At 65.1% G+C, this 26,325-nt stretch carries 23 protein-coding genes; 17 read left to right on the forward strand and 6 right to left on the reverse strand.

Annotation, left to right across the window (positions count from 1 at the left end):
* Window positions 1-50: 50 nt before the first annotated feature.
* A complete protein-coding gene (locus L8H00_RS14000) occupies window positions 51-1,112 on the reverse strand; it encodes a UbiA family prenyltransferase (RefSeq protein ID WP_242097920.1) in 1,062 nt (353 codons plus the stop codon).
* The gene (locus L8H00_RS14005; protein ID WP_242097921.1) at window positions 1,102-2,070 is read right to left on the reverse strand and encodes a hypothetical protein; all 969 of its coding nucleotides are present in this window, start codon (window positions 2,068-2,070) and stop codon (window positions 1,102-1,104) included. Before L8H00_RS14005 ends, L8H00_RS14000 begins: the two co-directional genes overlap by 11 nt.
* Before the next feature lie 157 nt (window positions 2,071-2,227).
* Between L8H00_RS14005 and L8H00_RS14010 the strand changes: the two genes are divergently transcribed.
* The 4 genes from L8H00_RS14010 to L8H00_RS14025 are packed head-to-tail and all read left to right on the forward strand — an operon-like array spanning window position 2,228 to window position 7,234.
* Window positions 2,228-3,052, forward strand: coding sequence for an ABC transporter permease (locus tag L8H00_RS14010; protein WP_242097922.1), 825 nt, complete (start codon window positions 2,228-2,230; stop codon window positions 3,050-3,052).
* 38 nt (window positions 3,053-3,090) lie between these two features.
* Entirely contained in the window at window positions 3,091-5,157 is a 2,067-nt protein-coding gene (locus L8H00_RS14015; protein WP_242097923.1) for a cytochrome P450, read from the forward strand.
* The gene (locus L8H00_RS14020; protein WP_242097924.1) at window positions 5,154-6,350 is read left to right on the forward strand and encodes an ATP-binding cassette domain-containing protein; all 1,197 of its coding nucleotides are present in this window, start codon (window positions 5,154-5,156) and stop codon (window positions 6,348-6,350) included. The genes L8H00_RS14015 and L8H00_RS14020 overlap by 4 nt, the downstream gene beginning before the upstream one ends.
* Entirely contained in the window at window positions 6,341-7,234 is an 894-nt protein-coding gene (locus L8H00_RS14025; protein WP_242097925.1) for a sulfotransferase, read from the forward strand. Before L8H00_RS14020 ends, L8H00_RS14025 begins: the two co-directional genes overlap by 10 nt.
* Window positions 7,235-7,470: 236 nt before the next feature.
* Here the strand turns inward: L8H00_RS14025 and L8H00_RS14030 are convergent, their stop codons facing one another.
* Together L8H00_RS14030 and L8H00_RS14035 are read right to left on the reverse strand one after the other, a co-directional pair.
* A complete protein-coding gene (locus L8H00_RS14030; protein WP_242097926.1) occupies window positions 7,471-7,845 on the reverse strand; it encodes a hypothetical protein in 375 nt (124 codons plus the stop codon).
* Complete coding sequence (locus L8H00_RS14035; protein WP_242097927.1) at window positions 7,823-8,404, reverse strand: hypothetical protein; 582 nt, start codon at window positions 8,402-8,404, stop codon at window positions 7,823-7,825. The genes L8H00_RS14030 and L8H00_RS14035 overlap by 23 nt, the downstream gene beginning before the upstream one ends.
* Window positions 8,405-8,787: 383 nt before the next feature.
* Here L8H00_RS14035 and L8H00_RS14040 point away from each other — a divergent pair, with 383 nt between their 5' ends.
* The 7 genes from L8H00_RS14040 (at window position 8,788) to L8H00_RS14070 (ending at window position 17,031) form a co-directional block, all read left to right on the forward strand.
* The gene (locus L8H00_RS14040; protein ID WP_242097928.1) at window positions 8,788-9,009 is read left to right on the forward strand and encodes an antitoxin VbhA family protein; all 222 of its coding nucleotides are present in this window, start codon (window positions 8,788-8,790) and stop codon (window positions 9,007-9,009) included.
* A gap of 288 nt (window positions 9,010-9,297) precedes the next feature.
* A complete protein-coding gene (locus L8H00_RS14045; protein ID WP_242097929.1) occupies window positions 9,298-10,569 on the forward strand; it encodes a nucleotide sugar dehydrogenase in 1,272 nt (423 codons plus the stop codon).
* A gap of 70 nt (window positions 10,570-10,639) precedes the next feature.
* The gene (locus tag L8H00_RS14050; RefSeq protein ID WP_242097930.1) at window positions 10,640-11,437 is read left to right on the forward strand and encodes a metallophosphoesterase; all 798 of its coding nucleotides are present in this window, start codon (window positions 10,640-10,642) and stop codon (window positions 11,435-11,437) included.
* 58 nt (window positions 11,438-11,495) lie between these two features.
* Window positions 11,496-12,194: a polysaccharide biosynthesis/export family protein gene (locus L8H00_RS14055; protein WP_242097931.1), complete on the forward strand. Its 699-nt coding sequence runs from the start codon at window positions 11,496-11,498 to the stop codon at window positions 12,192-12,194.
* Between the two features lie 34 nt (window positions 12,195-12,228).
* On the forward strand, window positions 12,229-14,472 hold the full coding sequence (locus tag L8H00_RS14060) for a polysaccharide biosynthesis tyrosine autokinase (RefSeq protein ID WP_242097932.1): 2,244 nt from the start codon (window positions 12,229-12,231) through the stop codon (window positions 14,470-14,472).
* Entirely contained in the window at window positions 14,462-15,679 is a 1,218-nt protein-coding gene (locus tag L8H00_RS14065; RefSeq protein ID WP_242097933.1) for a hypothetical protein, read from the forward strand. Before L8H00_RS14060 ends, L8H00_RS14065 begins: the two co-directional genes overlap by 11 nt.
* Window positions 15,679-17,031, forward strand: a complete 1,353-nt coding sequence (locus tag L8H00_RS14070; protein ID WP_242097934.1) for an O-antigen ligase family protein — start codon at window positions 15,679-15,681, stop codon at window positions 17,029-17,031. Before L8H00_RS14065 ends, L8H00_RS14070 begins: the two co-directional genes overlap by 1 nt.
* A 3-nt stretch (window positions 17,032-17,034) precedes the next feature.
* Here L8H00_RS14070 and L8H00_RS14075 read toward each other — a convergent pair whose 3' ends face one another.
* Complete coding sequence (locus L8H00_RS14075; RefSeq protein WP_242097935.1) at window positions 17,035-18,192, reverse strand: glycosyltransferase family 4 protein; 1,158 nt, start codon at window positions 18,190-18,192, stop codon at window positions 17,035-17,037.
* 123 nt (window positions 18,193-18,315) lie between these two features.
* Between L8H00_RS14075 and L8H00_RS14080 the strand changes: the two genes are divergently transcribed.
* From L8H00_RS14080 to L8H00_RS14100, 5 genes are all read left to right on the forward strand, one after another.
* Complete coding sequence (locus tag L8H00_RS14080) at window positions 18,316-19,380, forward strand: EpsG family protein (RefSeq protein ID WP_242097936.1); 1,065 nt, start codon at window positions 18,316-18,318, stop codon at window positions 19,378-19,380.
* A gap of 193 nt (window positions 19,381-19,573) precedes the next feature.
* A complete protein-coding gene (locus tag L8H00_RS14085; protein ID WP_242097937.1) occupies window positions 19,574-20,749 on the forward strand; it encodes a glycosyltransferase in 1,176 nt (391 codons plus the stop codon).
* On the forward strand, window positions 20,746-21,846 hold the full coding sequence (locus L8H00_RS14090; RefSeq protein ID WP_242097938.1) for a glycosyltransferase family 4 protein: 1,101 nt from the start codon (window positions 20,746-20,748) through the stop codon (window positions 21,844-21,846). The genes L8H00_RS14085 and L8H00_RS14090 overlap by 4 nt, the downstream gene beginning before the upstream one ends.
* A gap of 98 nt (window positions 21,847-21,944) precedes the next feature.
* Window positions 21,945-22,850, forward strand: coding sequence for a sugar nucleotide-binding protein (locus tag L8H00_RS14095; RefSeq protein WP_242097939.1), 906 nt, complete (start codon window positions 21,945-21,947; stop codon window positions 22,848-22,850).
* Window positions 22,851-22,857: 7 nt separating this feature from the next.
* The gene (locus L8H00_RS14100) at window positions 22,858-23,964 is read left to right on the forward strand and encodes a glycosyltransferase (RefSeq protein WP_242097940.1); all 1,107 of its coding nucleotides are present in this window, start codon (window positions 22,858-22,860) and stop codon (window positions 23,962-23,964) included.
* Between the two features lie 24 nt (window positions 23,965-23,988).
* Here L8H00_RS14100 and L8H00_RS14105 read toward each other — a convergent pair whose 3' ends face one another.
* Entirely contained in the window at window positions 23,989-24,990 is a 1,002-nt protein-coding gene (locus tag L8H00_RS14105) for a glycosyltransferase (protein ID WP_242097941.1), read from the reverse strand.
* 156 nt (window positions 24,991-25,146) lie between these two features.
* On the opposite strand from L8H00_RS14105, the gene L8H00_RS14110 reads away from it, so the two are divergent.
* On the forward strand, window positions 25,147-26,226 hold the full coding sequence (locus L8H00_RS14110) for a glycosyltransferase (RefSeq protein WP_242097942.1): 1,080 nt from the start codon (window positions 25,147-25,149) through the stop codon (window positions 26,224-26,226).
* Window positions 26,227-26,325 lie beyond the last annotated feature (99 nt).

Raw genomic sequence — 26,325 nt, forward strand, 5'->3', positions numbered from 1 at the left:
GATCGACCCAAGCGGGTTCGCGTCGGCGCCTCAATTTCGTACCCGCATGATCAACGATGCAGCAGGCGATAGCGAATTTCACTGCAACACCCCAAGACCACCCGCTTGGCACCTTTTATGCTCGGCACAATCGCAACGGCGAACAAGGCGATATCGATCCCAGCCACGACGACATCGGCCCCGTGTCGCACGACCGCGATCGACAACAGCGAGAGCGGCAATATCACGATATAATATTCGCCCATCAGGATAAAATAGTTTTCGCGGATCCCGACGACGACCGGACGCATTCCAAGATACGCCATCTTGCCCGCAACCAAGAGCGCGTAGCCGATCAAGGTCAAAAAGAGGAATGGCTCGTCCAGTCGCCAGATCACGACGCCAAGCGCTGCACATTCCACCGGAAAAACCAGATAACGGGCGAGCCTCTTCACCGCTTGCGGCGATGTCGCGACAACGAAACTTTGGACGCCGGCAGCACGATCGGCTTCGGCATCGCTGAGCTGATGCCACATGATGCCGCGCAGGCCATAGGCAAACGACCAGCAGCCGATCGCCGATATCCAAGCCGGATCGGACCGCCCCGCCCCGTTCAGGACCACCAGCGCGGCCATCAGGGCCGGGAAGAGATGCGCGCCGGCGGCATCGGCGAACAGCCCGGCAAGACCACGTGCCTTGAGCCGCAGCGGCGGCAGCGAATAGGCGGCAAACGCGATCCAGGCGCCGCAATATGCCGTCAGCAGCGCCGAATCGCCAAGCCATGCGCAGCCGATCGCCATGCCGAGCCCGGCGGGGATCGCCAAAGCGACCGTGATGAAAACAGGCGATCGCCCGGCCAGCCGGTTGGGCTTGGCCGCCATCGCATCGTCGGCGCGGTCGCAGGCGTCGTTCAAAATGCTGACGAACGCCGCGCCCGATCCAAGCGCGAGCAGCAACGCCAGCAACACACGCCAAAGCGAGAATATCGAAACCCCAGTCAGGATCGCGGTGGCGTAGGACACCGCCAGCGCAGGCGCGATCTTGAACTGCCACCACTCGCCCATACGCAGGATCCGGAAGCCGGGCACGCGGATCACACGCTTGCGCAGCGCCGCTGCAGCGTCAGACTTCACCGCACACAAACCACAAGGCTGCGATGCAGAATGCCGTGGTCATCTGCTCCGATCCCCAATGCGGCGTATTGGGATGGGGCGGATCAAAACCACGCCCCGCCCACCGCCGGCCGCCATGATAGACTGCTGCGATCGGCCAGGCACCCGATGCTATCTGCAGCTCGACCAACCGGGCGATCCAGGCGGGCGGGACGGCCGCACCGCAAAGCCGCGCGGCGCCGATCGCCAGCGCGATATCCAGCGCGCTCATGGGATCGACGTTCGTCAGCGGCGCCACGAGGTGCACGCATCGTTCCGGTGCGGCGGTGGCGATGGCGCGCGCGATGAAATATCGAACCACGAACGGGTTGTCGTACCATTTATCACTTGCCGCCTCCCGGCCCTCGACAATGATAGAGACCAGATACCTCACCACATGTTCCCGGCCGACGAAATCTTGAAGGTAGAAAAGGCAATTGGCGTTGACCACAGCGTCCACATCGCCCCGCCTGGCCGAAGTCAGTCGAAAGAATTGCACGAGCACCGGCAGGTGGCGCAGTTGACGCAGCATGATCATGCGGTGCCGCCGCGTGGTCCAGCGTAAACGCGGGATCACCCAGGTCAGGAACAGGCCGTCGCCTCGCCGGTTCGCTAGCAAGATCTGGCGGTTGTCTGGCACTTCGCCGGATGACAGCAGGGCCGTCGAAGCGCATGCGCTGTCGTCGAGATCGGGCGGTAGGGTACAATGATAGGGATGATCGCGCGTCCAGTGTTTCCACAAGCCGTCGCCGTCCATTTCACCCAACAGAAACGCGCGCGCCCGCTCGGCGATACCAGCCGCCGCCGGCACGTCGGCAAGCACGGTCAAGATGACCGCGGTTGGAAAAACGGATGGATCGGCGACGCAGCCCCGTCGCATCTCCGGATCGGTCGTCATCAGCACCGGCACTTCGCCGGAGGCGAGCTGCGTGTCTTCCATGAATTCTATCGCCTTGCGCATCGACGCGGCGAGACACGTGTCCTTCATGCCGGCGGTGAAAGCGTAAGACGGTTCATAGCCAACCTTGTATGGAGCCGGCCTGCGGCATGCAACTGGGCGATGGACATGCCCGCAAACTACTTGTAGGCCACCGGAAATGGGCGGGCACATTGTTTACGACGATCGTCGCACACTTGTCCGTCCCCGGCACTTTCTACGTCTCGCACTGGCTGACTTGATCTATTCTCTGCCGGTCGCCTGGCATTTGTTCCGCAGTCGGTTGAGATCGCGCAATCGCCGCCTTTGGTTGGGTTACCTGTGGCTGCTGCTGCCCTCGCTTGGATCGGTGGCGGTTTGCTTGGTCGTCCAGTCGCAGAAAGTGGTGACGATCGCACCGACGGTTCTGCCTTACGGCATCTTCGTAATGGCCGGCACGATGCTGTGGCAGGCGTTCGTAGAGGCACTCAACACCCCGCTCCAGCAGTTGAACACGCACCGCCAGATGCTCACCCGCACCCGCGTGCCGCTCGAAGGCTTTATCGGTGCAGGCGTGCTCGAACTGCTGCTCAATTGCGCGATCCGCCTGGCCTTTCTGTGCGTGACGATGCTCGTCGTCGGGATGGCAATGCCCGTGACGATGCTGCTGGTGCCGTTCGGCGTGCTTGCTCTGACGCTGCTCGGTCTCGCGATCGGGCTGCTGCTGTCACCATTCGGATTGCTCTACGACGATGTCGGTCAGGGGCTCGCCTTGGGCGTCACATTCTGGTTCTTCCTGACACCAGTGGTCTATCCAGCGTCGCACGGCGGTATTCTGTCGCTCAACCCGGTCGCGCCGTTGATCGTCACCACACGGTCCTGGCTGACCGGCCCGGCCGATCCGCTTGCGTTTATCGCGTGCACCCTTGGCGCCGGCGTGCTGCTCGCCATCGCCTGGCTGCTGGCGCGCGTGGCGCGACCGCACGTCGCGGCACGCCTCGGATGATCCACTTGCCGCGTCGCGTGCGGCAAGGTGGCGCGCGCATGCGCGCGCTGATCCGGCCGAAGGTTCATGCGCAGACGCTGTTGGTCGTGTCCGGTGGCGGCGTGGCGTGGCGCGAACAAGGATGCCGGCTTTATCGCGACGACAGGACGTTTCGCGATGGTATCGACGCGGCCGATGCGCGCGTTCGTGCCGATACCGGCTTGTCGCCGAGCGCGGCGTTTGACGAAAGATGGGCCCCGGCATCGTGGGTGGAAAACCGTGTCGGCAATAAAATCTTCATGGGCCTGTTCAACCTTGGTATTCATGATGCGCTAACGGCACGCGGCTTTCGGGCCGCTGCAACGCTTGGCCTCAGCCTGGCCGAAACCAATGCGGCCTATGCCGCGGGGATCCTGTCGCGACGCGATGCGGTGACCATGATGACCGCGGTGGCTGCCAATCTCGAACACCGTGACGACGAATCCATCGCCTATTTCTTGAAGACGAGCACCGCCGATGCCCATTCGCTGTGCCAGCAGGCACCGCGACCATTGTGGTTTTCCGGCGAGGGGCGCTACGGCATCTCGATCGTTCTCGGCGACGCGCGCGATGCCGTCGCGCTCGGCGCATATTTGGACGCGACCGGAGCCGTGGTCGAAACATCGACGCATTTGGGCTGGTATCATACCAGGGACTGTGGGTTCGACACCGCCACTTACGGTCAGCAGACCGCGGGAACCGCACCACGGATCCCCTGCATTCCGTTCTATTCGGCGGCACGGGGCGGACAGGTTGGCGATGAACCGCTGCAACCGGATTTCTGGGCTGAAGCCGCCTCGGAACCGTATTTCCTCGGAAGCGCGGCGGCACAAGCGGCCGACGACGGCGTGGATATGGCGATCTGCGTGGGTCCGCCGTTGGTTGCGCGGTGGTTAGCGGACGGTCTTCGGGCCGCCGGATATGCGATCCCCGTGATCGACTGGCTGGCTACAAACCGTTCGACGCGGCCTTGGCGCCGCCCTGAAGCGCCAGTTGCGCCCAAGCCTGCGATCAACGGCCCAATCGATTTCAGCTTCGGCGACCCGGCGATCCGTGCCGATCCCTTTCCGATGTACGCAGCGTTGCGGGCTGCCGGGCCAGTCCACCACATGCCGCGTGACGATGCGTGGTTGGTCATCGGCTACGAGGAAATTCAATTCGTGCTGGCGTCACCGGACGCCTTCTCCAGTGCGCCTTACAACAATATCGATGCCACCATGCTGGCCGCCGGTCCGCCGCTTCACGGCCCGATACGACGCATCATGTCGCGCCGCTTCTCGGCCGCTGAGATGAAGCGCCTCACTGATCTGGTCGGCGAGACTGCCGAAACGCTGATTTTGCCCCGGCTCGATATCGTGGGTGAATTCGCCAAGCCGATCACGCATGCGATCGCCCGCGATCTGATCGGCCCGGATGAGGCGGGAATGCGTGACATCCTCATCGCCGCACTGCCGGTGCCGAACGGTGGAAACTGGCTCAATGTCCTCTCAGCCACGATCGAGCGTATCGCCGATCGAACGACATTATACGCCGAGTTGCGCGACGCCGGGCTTGACCGGGCTCAGTGCTGCAGCCTCATTCAGCTAATGTGGCTGGCGGCAGTTCCCACGAGCACGCGCGCGATCGCATACAGCGTCTTGGCTCTGCTCCGCCACGATACGCTGCAGGATCGGCTGTCGGCCGATCCCCATGTGTTGCCCATATTCGTCGAGGAGGCGATGCGGCTGTTCCCCGAACCGATGATCAGACGCAAGACCACGCGCCCGGTGCGGCTGGGCACCACCGATCTTCCGGCCGGTGCGCTCGTCCAGCTATCGCTTGCCGCTGGAAACCGCGATCCTGCGGTGTTCGATCGTCCAGCGGAGATCGTGCTGGACGTGCCGCGGCCCAAGGCGCTGACCTTCGGCGCGGGTATCCACCACTGCCTCGCCGCACCGCTCGTGCGCCGAATCGTGCCGCGCGCGATCGCCACGCTGATCGACGCGGGTCGCCTTGTGGCCATGCAACCGCTGCACGGACGTATGCTGGGCGAAGACATGGAAAAAGGCCTGCAGCGGCTGATGATCGGGTTGGTGCCGCGAACATGACCATCATGTCGGTTTCCGGGCTGTCGAAGAAATATTGCCAAAGCCTCCGCAGGTCACTCCGCTACGGCTTGCAGGATATCGCGAGCGAACTCGTCGGTCGTCACGGATCGCGCGGATTGCGCCGCGATGAATTCTGGGCGTTGGACGACGTGTCGCTCTCAGTCGAACCGGGTGAGGCGCTGGCCGTGCTGGGCCGCAACGGTGCCGGCAAGAGCACGTTGCTGCGCACGATCTACGGCATTCTCAAACCCGACCGCGGCAATGTGCATGTTCGGGGCCGGGTCGGCGCGATCATCGAACTCGGCACCGGCCTTGATCCCTTGCTCACGGGCCGCGAGAATGTCGCGCTTGGCGCCATGTTCCAGGGGCTCGATCAGCGTCGGCACGCTGGATTGCTGGATGAGGTGGTGGCCTTTGCTGAGCTCGACGCGTTCATCGATTCACCGCTGCAATCCTATAGTTCGGGTATGCGCGCTCGGCTGGCCTATGCGCTTGCAGCGCATCTGAAACCCGATCTGCTGCTAGTCGATGAGGTTCTCGCGGTCGGCGATCTCGCTTTCCAGCGCAAGTGCGTCAACCATATGCGCGATTATCTCGCCCATGGCGGAACGGTCCTCTTCATCTCGCACAATGTGCTGCAGATCCAAGCGGTGTGCCGCAACGCCGTGTTGCTCGATCACGGCAGGCTGGTAGCCTCGGGAGACGTCGCATCGGTGGTCAACCAGATGATGGAGGATCAACGCCTGCTCGGCGCTGAAGAGCAGGGCGGCACGGGGCCGGTGCGGATCTGCAGCATCAGCATCAGCGCACCAGACGGCGGCCGCGCGAAAAGCGGCGCTTCGACGCTGGTGACATTCGAGTGCGAAGCCGAAACGGCAGTGGACGTGGTCTGGGGTTTCACCGTCTGGACGGTCGATCAATGGGTCGGCATCGGCGGCGCGAAAACGCCGGAAACCGTGCGACTTCACGCCGGGCGAAATATATTCACCTGCCTAATGCCGCGCCTGCCGCTGGCGGGCGGCCGCTATGCCGTACGCGCCGCCATCATTGACCCCGAAACGCATTTTCCTTTGGCAATGTACGGATACGACGCACGCGGCTTCGTGCTGGACGTGGCGCCGATCGAGGGACGATGGGGAAATCTGCAGATGCTCGGGGGATTGCTCACCGAATTCGAGGTCGAATGGGCGTGACCTTCGTCCAACCCGAGGGACCCGCACCGCGGCATCTGCTGCATGTCGGGTTGGCCAAGGCCGGATCGACGCTGCTCCAGCAGTGGTTCGCCGCGCATTCGCAGTTGCGCTACCGTATCGGCGGCATCGCGGGTTTTTCGTCGACCAGCGATATGATGTTCGCCGATGCCTCGACAGCGCGGCCCGCCTGGTACGTCACCAGCGAAGAAGGGTTGGCATCGCCATATGATGGCTCAAGCACGCTTCCGATCGCCGAACGGCGCAAACAGGTATGCGCAACACTCAAGGATCTGTTTTCAAACGCCAAGGTCCTGATCGTGACGCGAGGCTATCGTGGCATGATTCTATCGTCCTACTCGCAATATGTCCGTACCGGCGGCGAGGCGCCGCTCGAAGCGGTCGCGGCGGATGCAGCGGAAACCGGGGTCTGGCACTATGATGCGCTGGTCGCGCTGTACCGTAGGGCATTCGGCCAGGATGCGGTGATCGTCATGCCCTACGAACTGCTTCGCGACGATCCGCGACGCTTTGCGGATTTGCTTGCCGACCGTCTCCAGATCGATCGGTGCGCCTTGCCGACCGGGTGGCCCAACCGCTCGCTGACGCCGATCGAGCTGCGCTGGTATCCATGGATGTCACGGAAAATGCGCCAGCTCCCACTGCCCGGCCCGCTGAAGCGACCGATCGCGTCGCAATATGCGAAGGCCGTTTTCGACAATCGGCTGGCACGACCTATCCGATTGCTGCAGCGCCTCATCGTCCGTCCGCCAGTCGTGCAGGCCGGCGATGCTCTCGTCGCGAGATTCATCGGGCAAGCCGACGGTCTGGCCAGTGATCCGCTATACCGGGCCTATGCGGCGGAATATCTTTTCGGAGACGCATAGCCATGCCCATCTCTCATTAGCATCGGGTTGAGAAAAAGCTTTGTATTGCTAACGTACTGGGAGACCGCCGGCTGCGCGACGGGCTGTGCCGAATCGATCGCTATTCGCCTAAGCCGAGCATGGAGCAGATCCTGGGACGCGCGATCATCAACGAGATTTCGCCATTATAACGCGAGCAACGAACGCTTGCGTATCTTGGATATCGATATAACGGGCCAACTGCCCCTGACACGGTTTCATCCACAGCCGCCTAACGAAAGTGAGAACTCGGATCCTATCGTGTCGTTGTTGAGTGGATCATCCCGACCCGCAATCGAGTACAAATGCTGGCCGCCACGATTGACAGTGCGCGGGCGGGGGGCACGGATCCCGAGATCATCGTCGTCGACGATGCCTCGACCGACGACACCGCGGCGCTGTGCGCGGGAATGCCGCACATCACCTATCAGCGGCTCCCCATGCAGAGCGGCACAGCCGCGGCGCGCAACCACGGCATCGCCGTGGCGCACGGAGAATTCGTGGCGCTCCTCGACGACGACGATCTGCGCCTGCCCAACACGTTCCTGCAGCAGCTCACCGCGCTGAAACTTACGCGTCTTCAGCCCAACCACGGTCCGTCCAATACCGGATTTCGCCCCCGACACAGGACGACAACGTGCGTCGCAGGGCTGTTAGCAGGGTGCGCAATTCCCCGGACGTTTCGAGAAACGGTCCGGCGATCCGAGCAATGTTCAGAGAGCTCCCGGGCTGGTTGGCGGCGTTCATGGCGTGGACCGCCTGGTTGATGTTCCGGCCGATTGCGATCACCTGTTTGCGCAGCTTGCCGAGCTCGCCCTGGGTGGTCGGTGCCAGGCGGAGAACGCCCGCCTTGTCCCAGAGCTGCCAGCGGATCGTGCGCTTGATCCATTCGACGCGCGTGAGCCCCATCGGTGCTCCTACCGTATCGATCGCCTCCAATTCGCTGCGATCCATCCGCACGGTGACACGGACATAATCGTCCGCCCGCCCTGTTCCCTGCGTCGCCGTAAGCGGCAGCGCTTCGTTCTCCGGAGCGACGGCCGCGCGTTTCAGCACCAAGGCCATCCACGCGCTCCGTGACTGCCCGTTCGCATGCGCCACGCGGTCGATCTCCGCCAGGAGATCGTCCTTTAATCGCAGACTGACCATCATTCCTTTGAGTCCCGTGCAGCGGTACCGAGAAACCCGATGTAATACATCGGTGCCACGCGGTATATCCTGCCATCCCTCAGACATGCTTCTCCCATCGATCAAACATTCCTCGAACACGCCCGATGTGAGCATCGACGCGGAGCAGGAGGTGGGCGTCAGGTGGCGGTCGTTAAGGCCGAAGAGAGCGCAGCGGGGGCGCTCGCGACTGGTCACCTGAGCCGCCATTTCAGACGCCGGCTTATCTGGTGAGAGCACTTCCCTCAGATTGCTTCGTAGCGGCAGACGTGGTATAGGATTCAGCCGGAAGATCGGGACGGTGCCGCCCTTCCAACCTCTCGTCCACCGGGCTTCGGCGCCGGCTTCGTCATCGGAAACGATCCAGCTTGACCGAACCGGTACCGACCCTTTCCCGCCATCCCGCGATCAACGAAACCGAGCAGACGCGGCGTCAGAGCGAGGTGGATTTCGCGCGAGGATCGGTGCGCTACGAGGGTGGCATCCTGTCCGACGAGATCGAGCATCTCAACGCCCGCTACATCGCCGGTGAGATCGATAGCGATGCGCTGACGGCCGCGATCCTGGCGTCCCATACGGCCCGATCATAACGCCGGCCCTAGAACCGAACTAGCGGCACGCTTCATGCGCTCGTCGGGTGCCGACCCAGATCTCTTTGACACATGCGTTCGGCACAATCTCGGGAGCATCCGGCGCAAGAACGCGGCGATCGATTGACCAAGCCGATTTTATACCGCCGCGAGCGTGATGCCGTCGAAGTCGGACTGATCGGCGTCGGCTGACAACACCCAGATATTGTGACCCATCGTCAGGGCTTGTCGCGGCATCCTTCCTTGCTATGGGACCCCTTTCCCCCCAGCCAGACCAAGGAAGCGGGCATGGCCCAGAACAAGCGCGTCGTGGTGATCGGCCTCGGCTATGTCGGGTTGCCGCTCGCGGTCGCGCTGGCGCGGTCGTTCGAGACATGGGGGCTCGACGTCGACACCGGCCGCATCGCCGAGTTGGAGCGCGGCCATGACCGGACGGGCGAGATCGATGCGGACCGGCTCGCGGCCTCCAGCCTGCGCCTCACCACCGATCCCGCCGCCTGCCCCGAGGCCGATTTCTACATCGTCACCGTGCCGACGCCGGTCGATCCCGACAACAAGCCCGATCTCGGGATCGTCATGGCCGCGACGCGCACCGTGGGCGCAATGCTGAAGGCCGGGCGGCGGTCGATCGTGGTGTATGAAAGCACGGTCTATCCCGGCGTCACCGAGGACCTATGCGGCCCGGAACTCGAGCGCGTCAGCGGCTTGCGTTGTGGCGCGGACTTCTTCCTCGGCTATTCGCCCGAGCGGATCAATCCGGGCGACCGCGAGCATACCGTCGACCGCATCACCAAGGTGATCTCCGGCCAGACGCCCGAGACGCTGGAGGCGATCGCCGACCTCTACGGCCAAGTGACGAGCGGCGGCGTGTTCCGCGCCGCCTCGATCAAGGCGGCCGAGGCCGCCAAGGTGATCGAGAACGCACAGCGCGATATCAACATCGCCTTCGTCAACGAGATCACGCAGATCTTCGCGAAGATGGACCTGTCGGTCTGGGACGTGCTCGCGGCCGCCGGCACCAAGTGGAACTTCCTGAAGTTCGAACCCGGCCTCGTCGGCGGCCACTGTATCGGCGTCGACCCCTATTATCTCGCCCACCGCGCGACCGAACTCGGCTGCGATCCGCGCATCATCCTGTCGGGCCGCGCCATGAACGACGGCATGTCGGGCTGGGTGGCGCGCGCGGTGCACGACTGGCATGGCCGCGGCGCCGGCCGCGTCCTCGTCCTCGGCCTCGCCTTCAAGCCTGACGTGCCCGATCTGCGCAATTCCAAGGTCGCCGACCTGATCGCCGCGTTCCGCGATCTGGGCCATGCGGTCGACGTGCACGATCCGCTCGTCTCGACGGACGAGGCGCGGCACGAATATGGGCTGGATCTCGTGGCCGAACCGGCCGGCGACTATGACCTGATCGTGCTGGCGGTACCGCACCGCGCGCTGGTCGAGAATTTTGTGCGCCTTGCGGGCCATCTCGCCGCGGGCGGCGGGATAGCCGACCTCAAGAACGCGCTGGCCGCGGCCGGGCAGGTCCCCGCCGATGCCCGGCTATGGACGATGTAACCGTTCATCTTGCATGGCGTATGGGACGGTCACTTGACCGGTCGTGTTCGCTTGGGCGTTAGAGGTTGGCGTGATTTTGAATCTGTTCCGCCGTGTGTCGGCCAATATCGCGGCCGAGCGCAGCTTTGCCGGGCCGCCGGCCAAGCGGCTCTATGCGGTCGGCGACATCCACGGGCGGCTCGATCTGCTCGACGATCTTCTGTCGCGGGTCGAGGACGATATCCATGACCGTCCGGTGGAAACCGCCGCAATCGTGTTCCTCGGCGACCTGATCGACCGCGGCCCGGATTCGGCCGGGGTGATCGCGCGCCTGGCGAACCTACAGCATTTCCCCGCCAAGACATTGTTCCTGCTCGGCAATCACGAGGAGATCCTGCTGCGCGTGCTCGCCGGCGAGCCGGGCCTCGCCTATGACTGGTTGGGCTTTGGCGGCGATGCCTGCGCGGAGAGCTACGGCGTCAATGCGGCCGCGCTGCAGGCGATGGACGAACAGCGGATCGCGCAGGTGCTGGGCGACGCGATCCCGACCGCGCATGTCGAGTTCCTGAAGGGCTTCGGCGACACCTTCCGCTTCGGCGATTACCTCCTCGTCCATGCCGGCATCCGCCCGGGCGTGCCCATCGAGCAGCAGCAGCCGCACGACCTGCGCTGGATCCGCAAGCCCTTCCTGACGGACGCGCACGATCACGGGGTGATGGTGGTCCATGGCCACACGATCAGCGACGGCGTCGAGCGCCGCGTCAACCGGATCGGGATCGACACCGGCGCATACCGGACGGGCGTGCTGACCGCGGCGGTGATCGAGGAGGCCGATCTGCGCTTCCTGGCGACGGGTGCTGCCCCCGAGCTTGCGAGCGAAGGCCGTTAACGGTAGGTGTAACAAAGCGCATCGGCCCGATGCAATTTTCAATTGCAGGACGAGTAAGATGACGTGGAACAGATTGGTGGCGCGAACGATCGCGATCGGGCTGGCGTTGCTCGCCTCGGCCTGCGCGACTAGCCGTGGTGGGGACATTCCCTATAATGTCCACAACTTCGGCGCCCCCGACGCGCCGAAGATCGCCGCGGTGGACGACACCTACAAGCTGGCGCCGCTCGATACGGTAAGCGTGACGGTGTTCCAGGTGCCCGATCTCAGCCACGACTATCTGATCGACCAGAGCGGGCGCATGACCATGCCGCTGATCGGCCGGGTCGATGCAGTGGGCGTCAGCACCTCGCAGCTCGGCAAGACGATCGAGACGCGCCTGAACGAGAAATATATGCGCAACCCCAACGTAACGGTGGCGCTGAAGGATTCCGCCAGCCGCGTCGTCACGGTCGATGGATCGGTTCGCCAGCCCGGCATCTTCCCCGTGGTCGGCCCGCTCACATTGGTCCAGACGATCGCGCTCGCCAAGGGCACCGACGAACTCGCCAACCCGCACCGCGTGGCGATTTTCCGGACGATCGGCGGCAAGCGGATGGCTGCCGCGTTCGATCTCGTCACGATCCGGCGCGGCACGCAGCCGGATCCCGACGTCTATCCCGGCGACACCATCGTCGTCGATGGCTCGGGCGTGAAGAAGGCGCAGCGCACGCTGCTGCAAAGCCTGCCGCTCGCCAGCATCTTCATGGCGCTCTGACGCAGCAGCCCGACCGGTTTAGGATTCTCTCACCATGGCAAGCACCGGGGCCGACGGCCCCAACACCCTGACCGTCGAACCGGAACGGGGGCGTCCACTCGCCCCCGTGACGCCTGCAGGCAGTTACGGAAGCTATGGCAATACCGGCAGCGGCCGCGAATTGTCGCTGTCGCTGCTCTGGCGCGTCGCGGTCGAATGGCGCTGGCTGATCCTAGCCGCGATCGGGACGGGCATTGCCGGGGCGGTGCTCGTTACGCTGCTGACGCCGCTGAAATACCGGTCGACCGCGTCGATCGAGCTCAATCCGCCCGATGTCGAAATTCTCGATGACAAGACGGGTGGCGGGCGCAAGGCGAGTGCAAGCAGCGCCACTTTCATCGGTACGCAACTCGGCCTCCTCGGCAGCCGGGCGCTTGCCGAACGCGTGGCGCAAGATCTGAACCTCGCCAGCGATCCCGCCGTCGTCGGCAAAGGCAGCGATCGCGAGACGAACACCAAGATCGCCGCCAATTTCGTGGAATCGGGCACCCAGGCGCGCCTGCAGCCACAAAGTGACCTGGTCAGCATCAGCTTCGTCGCCCGCGATCCTCAGCTCGCAGCCAAAGTCGTCAACGGGATTGCGGATGCCTTCATCGCGACCAATCTCGAACGACGCTATCAATCCTCGTCCTATGCCCGAGACTTCCTTCAGAAGCAGATCACGAACACACGCCGCGACCTCGAAAAGTCGGAGCGGCAGATCGTCGCCTATGCGCAGGCGCAGAACCTGATCACGACGGGGGCCGCCGTCGGCGAGACGTCGGGCGACACCAATTCGCTGACGGGCAGCACGCTCGTTGCGCTCAACAACGCCCTGGCAACGACACAGGCCCGCCGTATCGCAGCGGAGCAGCGGTATCGCGAAGCGATGATGGGCGGCGCCTCGACCGAGGGCAGCGCCAATGCGGGGCCGCTTCGTGCCCAAATCGCATCGTTGAACGCGGAATATCAGCAGAAGCTGCAAACCTTCCGTCCCGACTATCCCGACATGGTCGCGCTCCGCGCTCGGATCGATGCGCTGCGCGCCGCGGTGGTCAGCGAGACGCGAACCACCAACGCCGATCGCGCCGGGTCGCTTCGCCAGGACTTCCAGGCCGCCCGCGCGGAAGAGGATCGCCTGCGCGCGCAAGTGGCCGGGCTCAGCCATTCGGTGCTCGACCAGCGTGGCCGCCGCATCCAGTATAATATCCTGCAACGCGACGTGGACACGAACCGCACGCTCTACGACGCGCTGCTGCAACGCTACAAGGAGGTCGGCGTCGCCGGTGGTGTCGGCACCGCGGTTGCCTCGGTCGTCGATCGCGGCCTGGTTCCGGGCGGGGCGTTTTCGCCCAACCTCTATCTGAACCTCCTGATCGGCTTTGCCCTCGGCCTGCTGGCCGGCATGCTGGCCGCGATCGCGCTCGAATTCATCAACGACACCATCAAGTCGCCCGACGACGTTCGCGACAAGCTGCACCTGGCGTTCCTCGGCGGCATTCCCAACGCCAAGGATGCCAAGCCGATCGAAGAATTGAAGAACGTGCTGTCGCCCGTCACCGAGGCCTATCTGTCGACCGCGACCGCGATGCAGTTCGTGACCGAAGGCGGCGCACCCAAGACGCTGCTGGTGACCAGTACGCGCCCTGCCGAGGGCAAGTCTACATCGGCCTGGGCGCTGGCGCAGAGCTTCACGCGGCTCGGCAAGACGGTGCTGATGATCGATGCCGACATGCGCCGCCCTGCCTTCGTCACCGGGCACGACGATGTCGGGCTGTCGCACCTGCTGACCAACACCAGCTCGCTCAGCGAGCATGTGCTGCGGACCGATGTGGAGGGATTGTGGATCATGCCCTCGGGCACGATCCCGCCCAGCCCTCCCGAACTGATCGCATCGGCGCGCTTCGCCTCGCTGTTAGCCGATGCCGCCGCGACCTTCGACATGGTCGTGATCGACGGCCCGCCGATCCTAGGCCTTGCCGACGCGCCGCTCCTGTCCACCACGGTCCAGGCGACGCTGATGGTCGTAGAATCGGGCCGCACGCGCACGCGCGCCGCGGTCGAGGCGCAAAACCGGCTGCGCACCGCCGGCGCACACATGGTCGGCGCCATCCTGACGCGCTATCAGCCGCAGGCGGCCTATGGTTACGGCTATGGCTATGGTTATGGCTATGGCCAGAACAAGGACCAGTACCGCTACGTCGCCGACGACAATGACAAGAAGCGCCGTATCCTGCTGACCACGCATGATGAGGACTAGGACACGAATCGGCCTTCGCGGGCTTGCATCCGCGATCGTTCTGGCGCTCGCCGGGGTGCTGCTGGGCTATCTCTGCTTCCGGTCGGCGATCGTGGAGGCGCTGCCGAGCAACGCGCCCGTCCTCGCGCAACTGGCGCCCCACGATCCCGGCGTCGTGCTCGACAACGCGGCGACCGCGCTGGTGCAGCGGCACGGGATCCTCGATCCCGCGACGCTCGCCGCGGTCCGCCGGGCCGCGCTTGCGGCACCGCTCGACGCACGCGCCTTCCTCGTGCTGGGCCATCAGCAACTCCTCGATCGCCGGCCAGACCGCGCGGTTACGACGCTCGAGGCGGGGCAGCGGCTCGACCCGCGCGACCGCGTGATCCACCTGCTGCTGCTCGACCGCTACCTGCGAACCGGGCGCTATGCCGATGCCGCAGCGCAATTCTCGGTGAGCGCGCGGCTGGGAGAAGCGGGCGGCCCGATCGCCGCAGCGATGGCGCAGATGAGTCTCGCGCCCGAAACCCGCGATGCGGTGCGCCGCACGCTCGGCACCGATCCCGCGCTCGAACGCGCGGTGCTCGTCGCGCTGGCCAGATCCAACGCGGCCCCGGCGACGCTCTTTGCCTTGGCCAGCCCCACCGCGCGTCGTGAAGCGGGTGGAACAGAGGGATGGGGCCCTGCCCTGATCGATCGGCTGGTGGCGCAGGGCCATTATGCCGAAGCCCGTGCGGTATGGCAGAAGGTGTATGGCCTGTCGGACGCGCAGGTGGCGGCCCCGCTGTTCGATCCGGGGTTCGCCGAATTGCCGGGATCGCCCCCGTTCAACTGGGCGCTGACGGCCGGCATGGTGGGCGCGGCCGACATCCGCAATGGTACGCTCGCGATCGACTATTACGGACGCGACAGCGGCGAACTGGCCAGCCAACTCCTTGTCCTGCCGCCCGGTGCCTGGCGCTTCGAATTCACCGTCGAGGGCAGCAAGACCGCAGCGGGGCCGAGCCTGTCCTGGTCGCTGCAGTGCGCTTCCGGCAACAAGGCCGAGATGATGAACGCGCTGGTCGCCGCGACGGGTATGCGGCACCGCGAGGCGGCGAACTTCACGGTGCCTGCCGGCTGTGCCGCACAGCGGCTCGCGCTGAGCGGCAATGCGGGCGAGTTCCCCACCCCCATGAACGTGACGATCCGCGACCTGGTGCTGCGCCCCGCGGCAGGAGAGCGATGATGAACCGGCATGCGGTCGTACCCGCCTATCTCCTACTCTGCCTCCTGCTCGGGGGGGCGAGTGCCGCGGGATTCATCGCCAATCTATTCCTCGAACTGGCCGCGATCCCGCTGATCGGCTGGTCGCTGTGGCAATTGCTCCAGGGTGCGCCGGTGCGACCGATCCGGGCGCCGCTCGCCCTCCTCGCGCTGCTGGTGGCGCTGATGCTCGTCCAGCTCATTCCGCTGCCGCCCGCGCTGTGGACGCTGCTGCCTGGGCGTGGATGGATCGTCGATGATTATCGGCTTCTCGGCCTGCCGCTTCCTTGGCTGCCGCTGACGCTGGCCCCGGACGGGGCGCTCTCCAGCCTGCTCTGGTTGCTGCCCGCCTTCGCGGTCTTTCTGGCGATCGTCGTGCTCGGCGCGTTCCGGGGGCGGCTGATCGCCTGGATCATCGTCGCGGTCACGCTGGCATCGGTCGCGGTGGGCGCGCTCCAGATCATCGGTGGCGAGAGTGGCGGCGCTTATTTCTATGAGAATACCAATCCGGGCGTGGCGGTCGGTTTCTTCGCCAACGGCAACCACAATGCGACCTTACTGCTGGTGTGCATCCCCTTTCTCGCCGCGTTGCAGGGCGCGCTGCTGAAGCGAAGCCGGTCGCAGCGCAGTGCCTCGGCGGTTCGGCTGCTGATCGGTGCTGCCTATGCCATCATCCTGGTGGGCCTGCTCATCAACGCGTCGCTCGCCGGGATCGGGCTCGGCGTCCCCGTGACACTCGGCACGTGGCTCGTCTTCGGGAGACAGCCTGCGATGCTGCGCCGCGGCCTTGCGATCCTGACGGTGCTCGCCTCGGTCGCTGCGCTGGGCGCGATCGTCGTCGGCCCGTTCGGCAACAACCTGTTCGGCATCCAGCAGAAGAATGTCGAGCTCTCGCGCCAGACATCCTTCACGCTGACGCTGCGCGCGGCACTCACCTATCTTCCGTTCGGATCGGGTATCGGCAGCTTCCAGCCCGTCTATCACACGCAGGAGCCGCTCCCGAGCGTCGGGACGACTTATATGAACCACGCGCACAGCGACTGGATCGAGATCTTCCTCGAAACCGGGATCGTCGGGATTGGGCTGGCGGTGCTGTTCCTGATCTGGTGGGCCCGGCGCATTCGCGCGATCTGGCAGGCCGAGGAACGTGACGGCTTCGCCCAAGCCGCAACCATCGCTTCGGCTGCGATCATGCTGCACAGTCTCGTCGACTATCCGCTGCGCACCGCCGCGCTGTCCGCAATCTTCGCAGCCTGCGTGGGGCTGATGACGGGGATGCGCCCGCATGTGCGGCGCAGCCGGACGGCATCGTCGGCGCGCCACCTGAGCCTCTGAGGCTCAGACCGGCGTCTTGCCTCGCATGGCGCGTTCGATCGCATCGAGATAACGCGCCTCGATAATCGCCACGTCGAACTCACGCTCTGCGATCGCGCGGCTGTTGCGGCCCATCGCCATGCGCGCCTCGGGCGTGAGCGCGAGCATCGCCAGCATCGCGTCCGCCAGCGATCGGGCATCACGCGGGGCGCACAGGAAGGCGTTCTCCCCTGCCCGCGCGATCTCGGTGCAGCCGGGCACGTCCGTGGCGACCAGCGGCTTGCCCATTGCGGCCGCCTCCAGCAGCGAACGCGGCATGCCCTCGCGATAGGACGGCAGCACCACCGCCGAAGCCGCCGCCAGATAGGGCCGCACGTCGGCCGCCTCGCCCAGATAATCAATCGCGCCTTCACGCACCCAGCCCTCCACCGTCGCGCGATCGACCGCGGTGCGGTTCGCGACGTCGAGGAAGCCGAGCAACCGGAAGCGCGCGTCCGGCCGGCTCGCCCGCACGATACGCGCCGCGTCGGCATATTCCACCACGCCCTTGTCGCGCAGCAGCCGCGCGACCATCAGGAACGCGAACGGCGTCACCTCCGCCTCTGCCTCCACGCCCGCGGGCGTGAAATCGCCGAGGTCGATGCCGGACCCAGGCAACAATGCGGTGCGTGCCGCCCTCACCATCCGCTGCGCCACGAACAGGTCGCGATCATGCCGGTTCTGGAAGAACACCGTCGCCGATCGCGCCAGCGCGGTACGGTACAGCCGGCGCACGATCCGCGTCAGCAGCCCCACCTTGATGAACGCGGTGCCGAGGCCCGATATGTTGTTGATGACCGGAATGCCAAGCGAGTGCGCGGCAAGCGATCCCCAGACATTGGGCTTGATCGTCCAGCCGAGAAACGCGGCCGGGCGTAGATCGGCCAGGATCCGCCGATAATCACGAAGCAGCGCCAGATCGCGCAGCGGCGAGACGCCCTTGTTGTCGATGGCGATATCGACATGCTCGACGCCCATCGCGGTCAGCACCGCGACATGCGCATCCGCCGGCGACACCGCGACGACACGGTATCCCTCCGCCCGAAGCCGTCGGACCAGTCCCGAACGGAAGTTCACGATGTTCCATGTCGTGTTGATCGACAGGACGATCGGACCGGATGTCGGAACGGAGAGACCGGGCATCGATTGATGATCCTGCGGGTAGGTGAACGTTTGATCCTACTAGGTGGACCGCGCCGGAGCGAGCGCTATAAACCGGAACGCGGTGCACGATAGCGACCGCTTCTTTCGTCCGCAGGAGCACATGTGACGCCTTATTGGGTCCTGTTCGTCATATGGGCAGCGGGCGCGATCCAGTTCTCGCGCCAGCGTGTCGATAGCGGAATGGAAGGCATCCTCTACGTGGTGGCGACGGTGCTGACCACGCTGATGATCGGACTTCGCTTGGGTGTCGGAGGGGACTGGGGCTCCTACATCGGCATCTATCAGGAAATTATGTTCCAGCCGCTCGGCTTTGCCCTGGGCCGGACCGATCCCGGGTACGGCTTTCTCAATTGGGCGGCAACGCGCGGCGACTTAGGTATCTGGTTCGTCAACACCGGCAGTGCCATCCTGTTCATGGCCGGGCTTGCGCGGTTGGCGCGACGACAACCCAATCCGTGGCTGGCCATGCTCGTCGCTGTGCCGTACCTCATCATCGTCGTGGGGATGGGCTATACCCGCCAAGCAGCCGCGATCGGCATCATCTGCTGGGCTCTTGCCGACGCTTCGTCCGACCGGGTCGTGCGGACGGTAGTGCTGATCGGCCTGGCCGCACTGTTCCACAAAACTGCGATTCTGTTCCTGCCGATCCTGCTGGCGCCCCTCGCCAGCCGCCGGCCGTTGCTCGCCGCGGCAGGCGCGGTCGCCTTCGCCCTGATGTTCAATGTCTTTCTCGGCGGAGAATCGGATCGCTTGGTCACCAATTACGTGACTAGCACCTATGATTCCTCAGGGGCCGGCGTCCGCGTTGCCATGAATGTCCTCGCCGCGGGTTTGCTGTTCGCGTTTCGGGAGCGCCTCGGCATGACTGGCTATCGCAAGAACATCTGGACGATCTGCGCGGCACTGGCGGTTATATCGGTTGGCGCTCTCCTAACGCTATCGGCGTCGTCGGGAGTTGACAGGTTGTCGCTGTTCTTGATCCCGCTTCAGATCGTCGTTCTGTCACGCCTGCCCTCCGCGCTCTCGCGGACAGGTCGACAGTTGCCGTCGGTGTTGATCGGGGTGGTTGCCTACAGCCTCACGGTGCAGTTCGTGTGGCTTCACTTTGCCGACAACGCCAATGCCTGGATTCCGTATAGTACCACGCTGTACGCGGGCAACTACTGATCGTTCCGACGGTCACGGTTGCATCGGAGCACTGCGCCGTCTACGCGAGCGGCATCTCGAAATCAGGCCTCTGGCCGCGTTTGCCGGAAAGTGCCGTGCGACCATCACGCTGCGCCCATCCCGCTTTGAAACGTGCATGGTGTGGCATGCGCGGATGCGCTTTATGAGCGATCCTAGGCCGGGGGTTCTCTACATGAGCTATGACGGCATGCTGGAGCCGCTGGGGCAAGGACAGGTTATCGCCTATCTCGAACGGCTGGCGGACGAATTTCGCATCCATCTGATAAGCTTCGAGAAGCCTGTGGACCTCGCTCGGGGGCCCAGCCTCCGCGCGCTGGAGGCGCGTCTTGCCGCTGTCGGTATCGTCTGGCACCGGCGGCGCTATCACAAGCGGCCGCGCTTCGTGTCGACCATTTGGGACATGGCCTGCGCGACCCTCGTGGCGGTCGCGATCGCTAGGCGAGAGCGGATCGCGGTCCTGCACGCGCGCAGCGTGCTCAGTGCGGCGATGCTCTACCCGGCCAGACTGCTCGCGCGCGCGCGCTTCATCGTCGACATCCGCGGTTTTTGGGTCGACGAGAGGGTCGATGGCCACCAAATCAAAGCCGGCGGCGTGATATACCGGCTGCTCAAGCACATGGAAAACGCCATGCTTGGCGCGGCCGATCGCATCGTCGCCCTGACGGAGGCCTCGGCGCGCGTGCTTCGCGACGATCCGCGCTTCGGCCGACCGGCTGCACCGATCGCGGTAATCCCCACCTGTGCGGATCTCAACGCCTTCACGCCGGCGGTCCAGCCGCCACACGGTTTTGTTGTCGGCTATGTCGGCCAGATCGGCGGCTGGTACCGCTTCGACCGAATGGTAGAACTTTTCGCCGAGTTCCGACGGGTGCGTCCCGATGCCACCATGCTGGTCATCAACCGCAAAAACCATGATGAGATGCACCGGATCTTCGCGTCCTACGGGATCCCGCCTGACGCCTATGCGGTGCGCGGTGCCGAACTCGCCGAGGTGCCGGCTGAAGTGCGGCGGATGACGGTGGCGCTGTCGATCAATGCCGTGAACTTCGCCAATGCTGCGCGCGCACCGACCAAGCTTGCCGAATATCTCGGCTGCGGTGTGCCGTGCATCAGCAGCGAGGGAGTGGGGGACGTCGAGGCGATCCTCGAAGGCGAGCGCGTCGGCGTCGTGATCCGCGACTTCTCCGAGAAAGGCAAACATGCTGCGGTCGCGCAGATGCTCGCGCTGCTTGATGACCCCGGCCTGCCCGACCGCTGCGTCGCGGCGGCGCGGCGGCGCTTCGCGCTGATCGACGGCGTCGCCTCCTATCGCCGCCTCTACCACGAATTGTCAGGGGAAGTGGCATGAGCAAGCGCCGCCGGATGCTGGTGTTGTGCCCCTTCCCGGAAGGCGTCGCGGCAGGGCAACGGCTCAAGTACGAGCATTATTTCGACGACTGGCGCGCCGCTGGCTGGGACATCACCGTGTCGCCGTTCATGGACCGGGCGATGTGGGACATCGTCTACGCGCCCGGGCGTATGTTACAGAAAGCGGCCGGCGTGCTGCGCGGCGAACTGAGGCGTCTGCGCGACTACGCGCGTATCGGTCGCTATGACTTGGTCTATGTCCACATGAACGTGACCCCACTCGGCACCGCTGCCACCGAGCGGCTGGTGCGCGCGCGCGCAAAGCGGATCGTCTACGACCTAGAGGACAATGTCCTGCACGGATCGGGCGGGTCAAGCGTCAACCGGATCGCCGGATTGCTCAGGGGTACGGGCAAGATCAGGTATTTGATTGAGGCTGCCGACCACGTCATCGCCTCCTCGCCTTCGCTTGCGGAGACTTGCGCGGGGCTCAACCGCCGGGGGGCGGCGACCTACATCTCCTCGTCGGTCGACACCGACCGCTTCGTTCCCGCCCCGCCCCGCCCCATCGGCGCGCCGGTCACGATCGGCTGGACGGGAACGTTCAGCAGCCGTCCCTATCTCGACCTGCTCGCCCCTGTTTTCCGCCGCCTCGCCGAGCGGGTGTCATTTCGCCTTCGGGTGATCGGCAATTTCGACTACCAGTTGCCCGGCGTCGACCTGGAGGTCATCACCTGGACCGCCGCGCGCGAGGTAGCCGACCTTCAGGCGCTCGACATCGGCGTCTATCCGCTCCCGCTCGATGACTGGGTGACGGGCAAGAGCGGCCTGAAGGCGATCCAGTACATGGCATTCGGCATCCCGCCGGTCGCGACCGAGGTCGGCACCACGCCCTTGCTGATCCGCGACCGCGACAATGGCCGCCTCGTGCGGAGCGAGGACGAGTGGGTCGACGCACTGGAGGAACTGGTTTGCGATCCGGCGCTGCGCGCACGGCTTGGTGCCGCGGCGCGCGCCGATGCGGTGGCGAAATACTCGGTGGCGGCGATCGCCGTCCACTATCGCCGGGTGCTGGCGAAAGCCGAAGCAGCACGCTAACCGCTCTCCGCGGCTTGCCGATCCCCCGGTCGGGCCGGTAGGAGGCGCTTACGAAATCCCGGGCGCCGTTCTGCGCGCCCGCTGCCGAGAGAGGTTGAATGACCAAGCGGATCTACATTGCCGGCGCCGGCGGCATGCTGGGCGAGGCGTTCCACCACGTGTTCGGCCCCGACCACGAGCTGAAATGCACCGACATCGACGTCAACGCCGACTGGTTGTCGCTGCTCGATTTCCGCGATCTCGACGCCTACCGCGCCGATGTCGAGGCGTTTAAGCCCGACTATCTGTTCCATCTCGGCGCCTATACCAGCCTTGAATATTGCGAGGAGCACGTCGCCGACACCTACGCCACCAACACGCTGGCGGTCGAAAACGCGGTGCACATCGCCAACCGGCTCGGCATCCCGCTTCTCTACATCAGCACCGCGGGCATCTTCGACGGGCGCCAGGAGACCTATGACGACTGGGACGATCCCGCCCCGCTCGGCCACTATGCCCGCAGCAAATACGCAGGCGAGCGCTTCGTGGTCGCCAATGCCGACCGCTATCTGGTGTGTCGCGCCGGCTGGATGATGGGCGGCGGCCCGACCAAGGACAAGAAGTTCGTTCAGAAGCTGATGAAGCAGCTCAAGGACGGCGCGACCGAGCTCCACGTCGTGGACGACAAGCTCGGCACCCCCACCTACACGCGCGACTTCGCGGCGAACGTCAAGCTGTTGCTCGAACGCGAGCTGTGGGGCGTCTACAACATGGTCTGCGGCGGCGTGACCGGCCGCTTTGAGGTCGCCCAATACCTTGTGCAGGCGCTCGGGTTGACCGAGAAGGTGGCGGTGACGCCAGTAACGTCCGACTATTTCGCGGCCGAATATTTTGCGGCGCGACCGCCGTCGGAGCGGCTGCTCACGGTCAAGCTCGACTTGCGCGGTGCCAACGTGATGCGCGACTGGCGCGTCTGCCTCGACGAGTATCTGGCGGACAAATACGTCGGCTATCTCGATCGCTGAGGGGGGCATGACCACGCCCGGCCGCTTGGCCTTTCTCCTGCCCCATATGACGGGCGGCGGGGCTGAGCGGGTCGCGCTGCGGCTGATCGAGGATTTCGTCGCCTACGGTCACCCTGTCGACCTGCTGCTCATGACGCAATGGGGTGAGCTGCTGCCGCTGCTGCCGCCGGCAGTGCGCATCATCGACCTGCACGCCCCGCGCGTCCGTGACGTGATCCGGCCGCTCGCCCGCTACCTGCGGACCGAGCGGCCCGAAGGATTGCAGGCGTTCATGTGGCCGCTGACCGTGGCCGCCGTCGTCGCGCATCGCCTCGCCCGGTCGAACGTACGCTTGGTACTGAGCGACCACACCACGCTGTCCAAGCAATATGGCCATTTGGGGCGGGCGCGCCGCGCGCTGCTGCGCGAGAGCATCCGCTTTGCCTATCCGCGCGCCGACGCGCGCGTCGCGGTATCGGCGCAGGCGGCGGACGATCTGGCAGCGGTTGGGGGACTGGCGCGGGACGGGATCACGGTGATCTACAACCCGGTCGACCGACCGTCCGCCGAGGTTCGGGACAGTGCCGCGGCGCAAGCGGCCGCGGCCGCGTGGGGGAATGCCACGGCGCGCATCATCACCGTCGGCGGCCTCAAGGCAGCGAAGAACCAACCGCTCTTGATCGAAGCGTTCGCAATCCTTCGCCGAAGCCGACCGGCGCGGCTGGTGATCCTAGGCGAAGGCGAGCTTCGGGGTAAACTGGAGGCGCTGGTCGCCGCGCGCGGGCTAACCGGCGACGTGGTGCTGCCGGGATTCTTCACCGATCCCTGGCCCTTCTACGACACCGCGCAGGTGTTCGCGCTGTCGTCCGACTACGAGGGCTACGGCAATGTTCTGATCGAGGCGATGCGCGCCGGGCTGTCGATCGCCAGCACCGATTGCCCGAGCGGCCCGCGCGAGATCCTAGACGGCGGAACTTTTGGGCGGCTGGTGCCCTGCGACGACCCGGCCGCGCTGGCACTGGCGCTGGCGGAGATGCTTGACCATCCCGCCCATCCGGCCATCATGCGGGCACGGGCGGAGGCGCTGTCCGGGCAAGACACGTCCGACCGTTATCTGGAACTGATGACGGCCTAGCGCCAGCGCCAAAATGTCCCCGCATCACCGCGCGGAAGCGCCACGCCGCGTCAGGCGCTTCACTGCGCCGTAGAGCCTGGGATTGGCAGCCAGCATCGCGCGGGCGAGAAAGGCCGGCTCGCGCAGCAGCCGCAGCGGCAGCCCGGGCTTTTCCCCCTGCACGTAGCGGAGGAACGTGACCAGGCCGCGGTAATCGCGCGCGCGGATATAGGCGACCATCGACGCCCGCGTGGTGCTGGCCATAACCCGGTCGCGCCAGCTGCGGATGAAGGCAGGATCGAGGCCGACGCTTGCGGCGTGCGCCGCCACGCCGTCGATCATGGGAAAATTCTCCTGGTACTTGGCGAGGTCGGCGTTCTTGGTCTCGTTGGCGCCGTGTTGCACCCAGGCGGCGACCACGCCGTCCAGGAACGCGACCTTGCGCCCCATCACCAAGCGGAAGAACGACTCCCAGTCGTTGCGCGGCACGCCATCCTCCCAATAGCATCCAAGTTCCATCGCACGGTGCCGGTCGAAGACGATCGAATTGTGGTTCCACACGATCTGTCCGTCGGCGAAGCGGTCGAGGAATTCGGTGCCGGACATCACCCGCGGATGCGGCGGGTTGCGGATGTCGAGCCGCGCACTGGTGGCGTCGTTGATCTCGCAATAGTCGGCAAAGACCAATGCAACCGCAGGATCGGCCGTGACGGCCGCCATCGCCCGCGACAGGAAGCTCCGGTCGACGAAGTAATCGTCGGCATCGAGGTTCACCGCCCAGTCGCCGGTGGCGTTGTAAAATAGATTTTGGTGGTAGTTGCGCAGAATGCCCAGATTGGGATCGTTGCGATGATACGAAACCCGCGTCTCGCCGGACGTGGCGATGAAATCGCGCACCACCTGGCCTGTCGCATCGGATGATCCATCGTCCGACACCACGACTTCGACGTTGGGATAATCCTGATCCAGCGCGCTGCGGATCGAACGGAGGATGAACCCGGCCTGGTTGTAGGTCGGTATCGTCACGGATACCTTGGGCGTGTTCACTGTCTTCTCCCGTTGCCGTCGCGGATGAGCGAGCCCGCCTGCGTCCGGTTCGCACCAGCAAGTGGCGAGCGGATCGACGGCACGGCGCGTACGCGAGGGCAGTTCCTTGACACGCCAGCATCCGTCCGATCAAGGTGTGGAAGGCGCGAAGCCATCGTGAAACACGGCGCGCGCACGACCAGCGGCCTGTCAGCTTTTCAAGAGAACCGCATCCCTATGACGGACAGTAGAGACGATGTGGCGTCGATCTCCATCGTCATCCCCTGCTACAATCGCGCCGGGTTGGTCGGTCAGGCGATCGAAAGCGCGCTTGCGTATGGCGAGGGTGCTGAGGTCATCGTGGTGGACGACGGGTCCACCGACGCGTCTTGGGAAGTGATATCGTCTTTCGACGACCGCGTGCGTCGCTTCCGCATTCCCAATGGCGGGGTGTCGGCCGCGCGCAACTTCGGCGTGGCGCAGGCGACAAGCGCCTTTATCCGGTTCCTCGATTCCGACGACCGCATGGCGCCGCAGGGGGTCTCGGCACTGGTCGCCGCGCAGAAGACAGCTCCCTCAAATGCGATCGTGTTTGGAGATGCGAGCGCGATCGGTCCGGACGGCAAGGCGCTCTCCCAATGCGGCTACGGCTATGCCGCGGTCGCTCGCCCAGGCCTGATCTCGCGCGCGACGCTGCTGTCGCGGATCATGTCGCCCCTGCTTCCGCTCTATCCGAGAGATGCGTTGCAGCGGCTGGGCGGTTTCGACCCCGCGTTCACGCTCGGTGAGGATCAGGAACTCGCCGTGCGTTTGGTAGCGGCGGGTTACGAGTTCCACCGCGTTCCGGTCATCGTAGCGGAGGTGCGCGAGCATGGCGGCGCGCGGCTGTCGCGGACGATTACCGCGGTATGGTACGACCGGCAGGTCGACGTGTTCTCCGCCATTGTGCGGCACATGGAGACGGCGACACCGCCGATTACGCCTCACGAGGCCTCCGCACTGGCGACGATGCTGTGGGTCGTCGCACGCGATGCCGCCCGCGCCCGCTACCGGCCCCAAGCGGAGTGCTTGTTCGCCTTTGCCACGAAGCTGGTCGGATTAGCCGCCGCACCCCCAAGGCTGCGTCCGCTGTACCGGTGGGTTGGCCTCTACCGTACCGAACGAATAATAGAGGTGGGAAAGCGCGTCCTGCGCGGCGTACGGCGGCCGGCGGCCGGCGAAGAATTAGGGACGATCGACAGCGATCTAGCTGCGTAAGTCATTGCCATCATAGGCTTTGTCGGCGAGCACCGCTCCGCCGCGCTGGCCTTCGAGCAGGCCGGATGCCGAGGCGACTCGCTGGCTTGCCCGGGCGTG

Source organism: Sphingomonas sp. CROZ-RG-20F-R02-07, assembly GCF_022662335.1.
Classification (GTDB): Bacteria; Pseudomonadota; Alphaproteobacteria; order Sphingomonadales; family Sphingomonadaceae; genus Sphingomonas.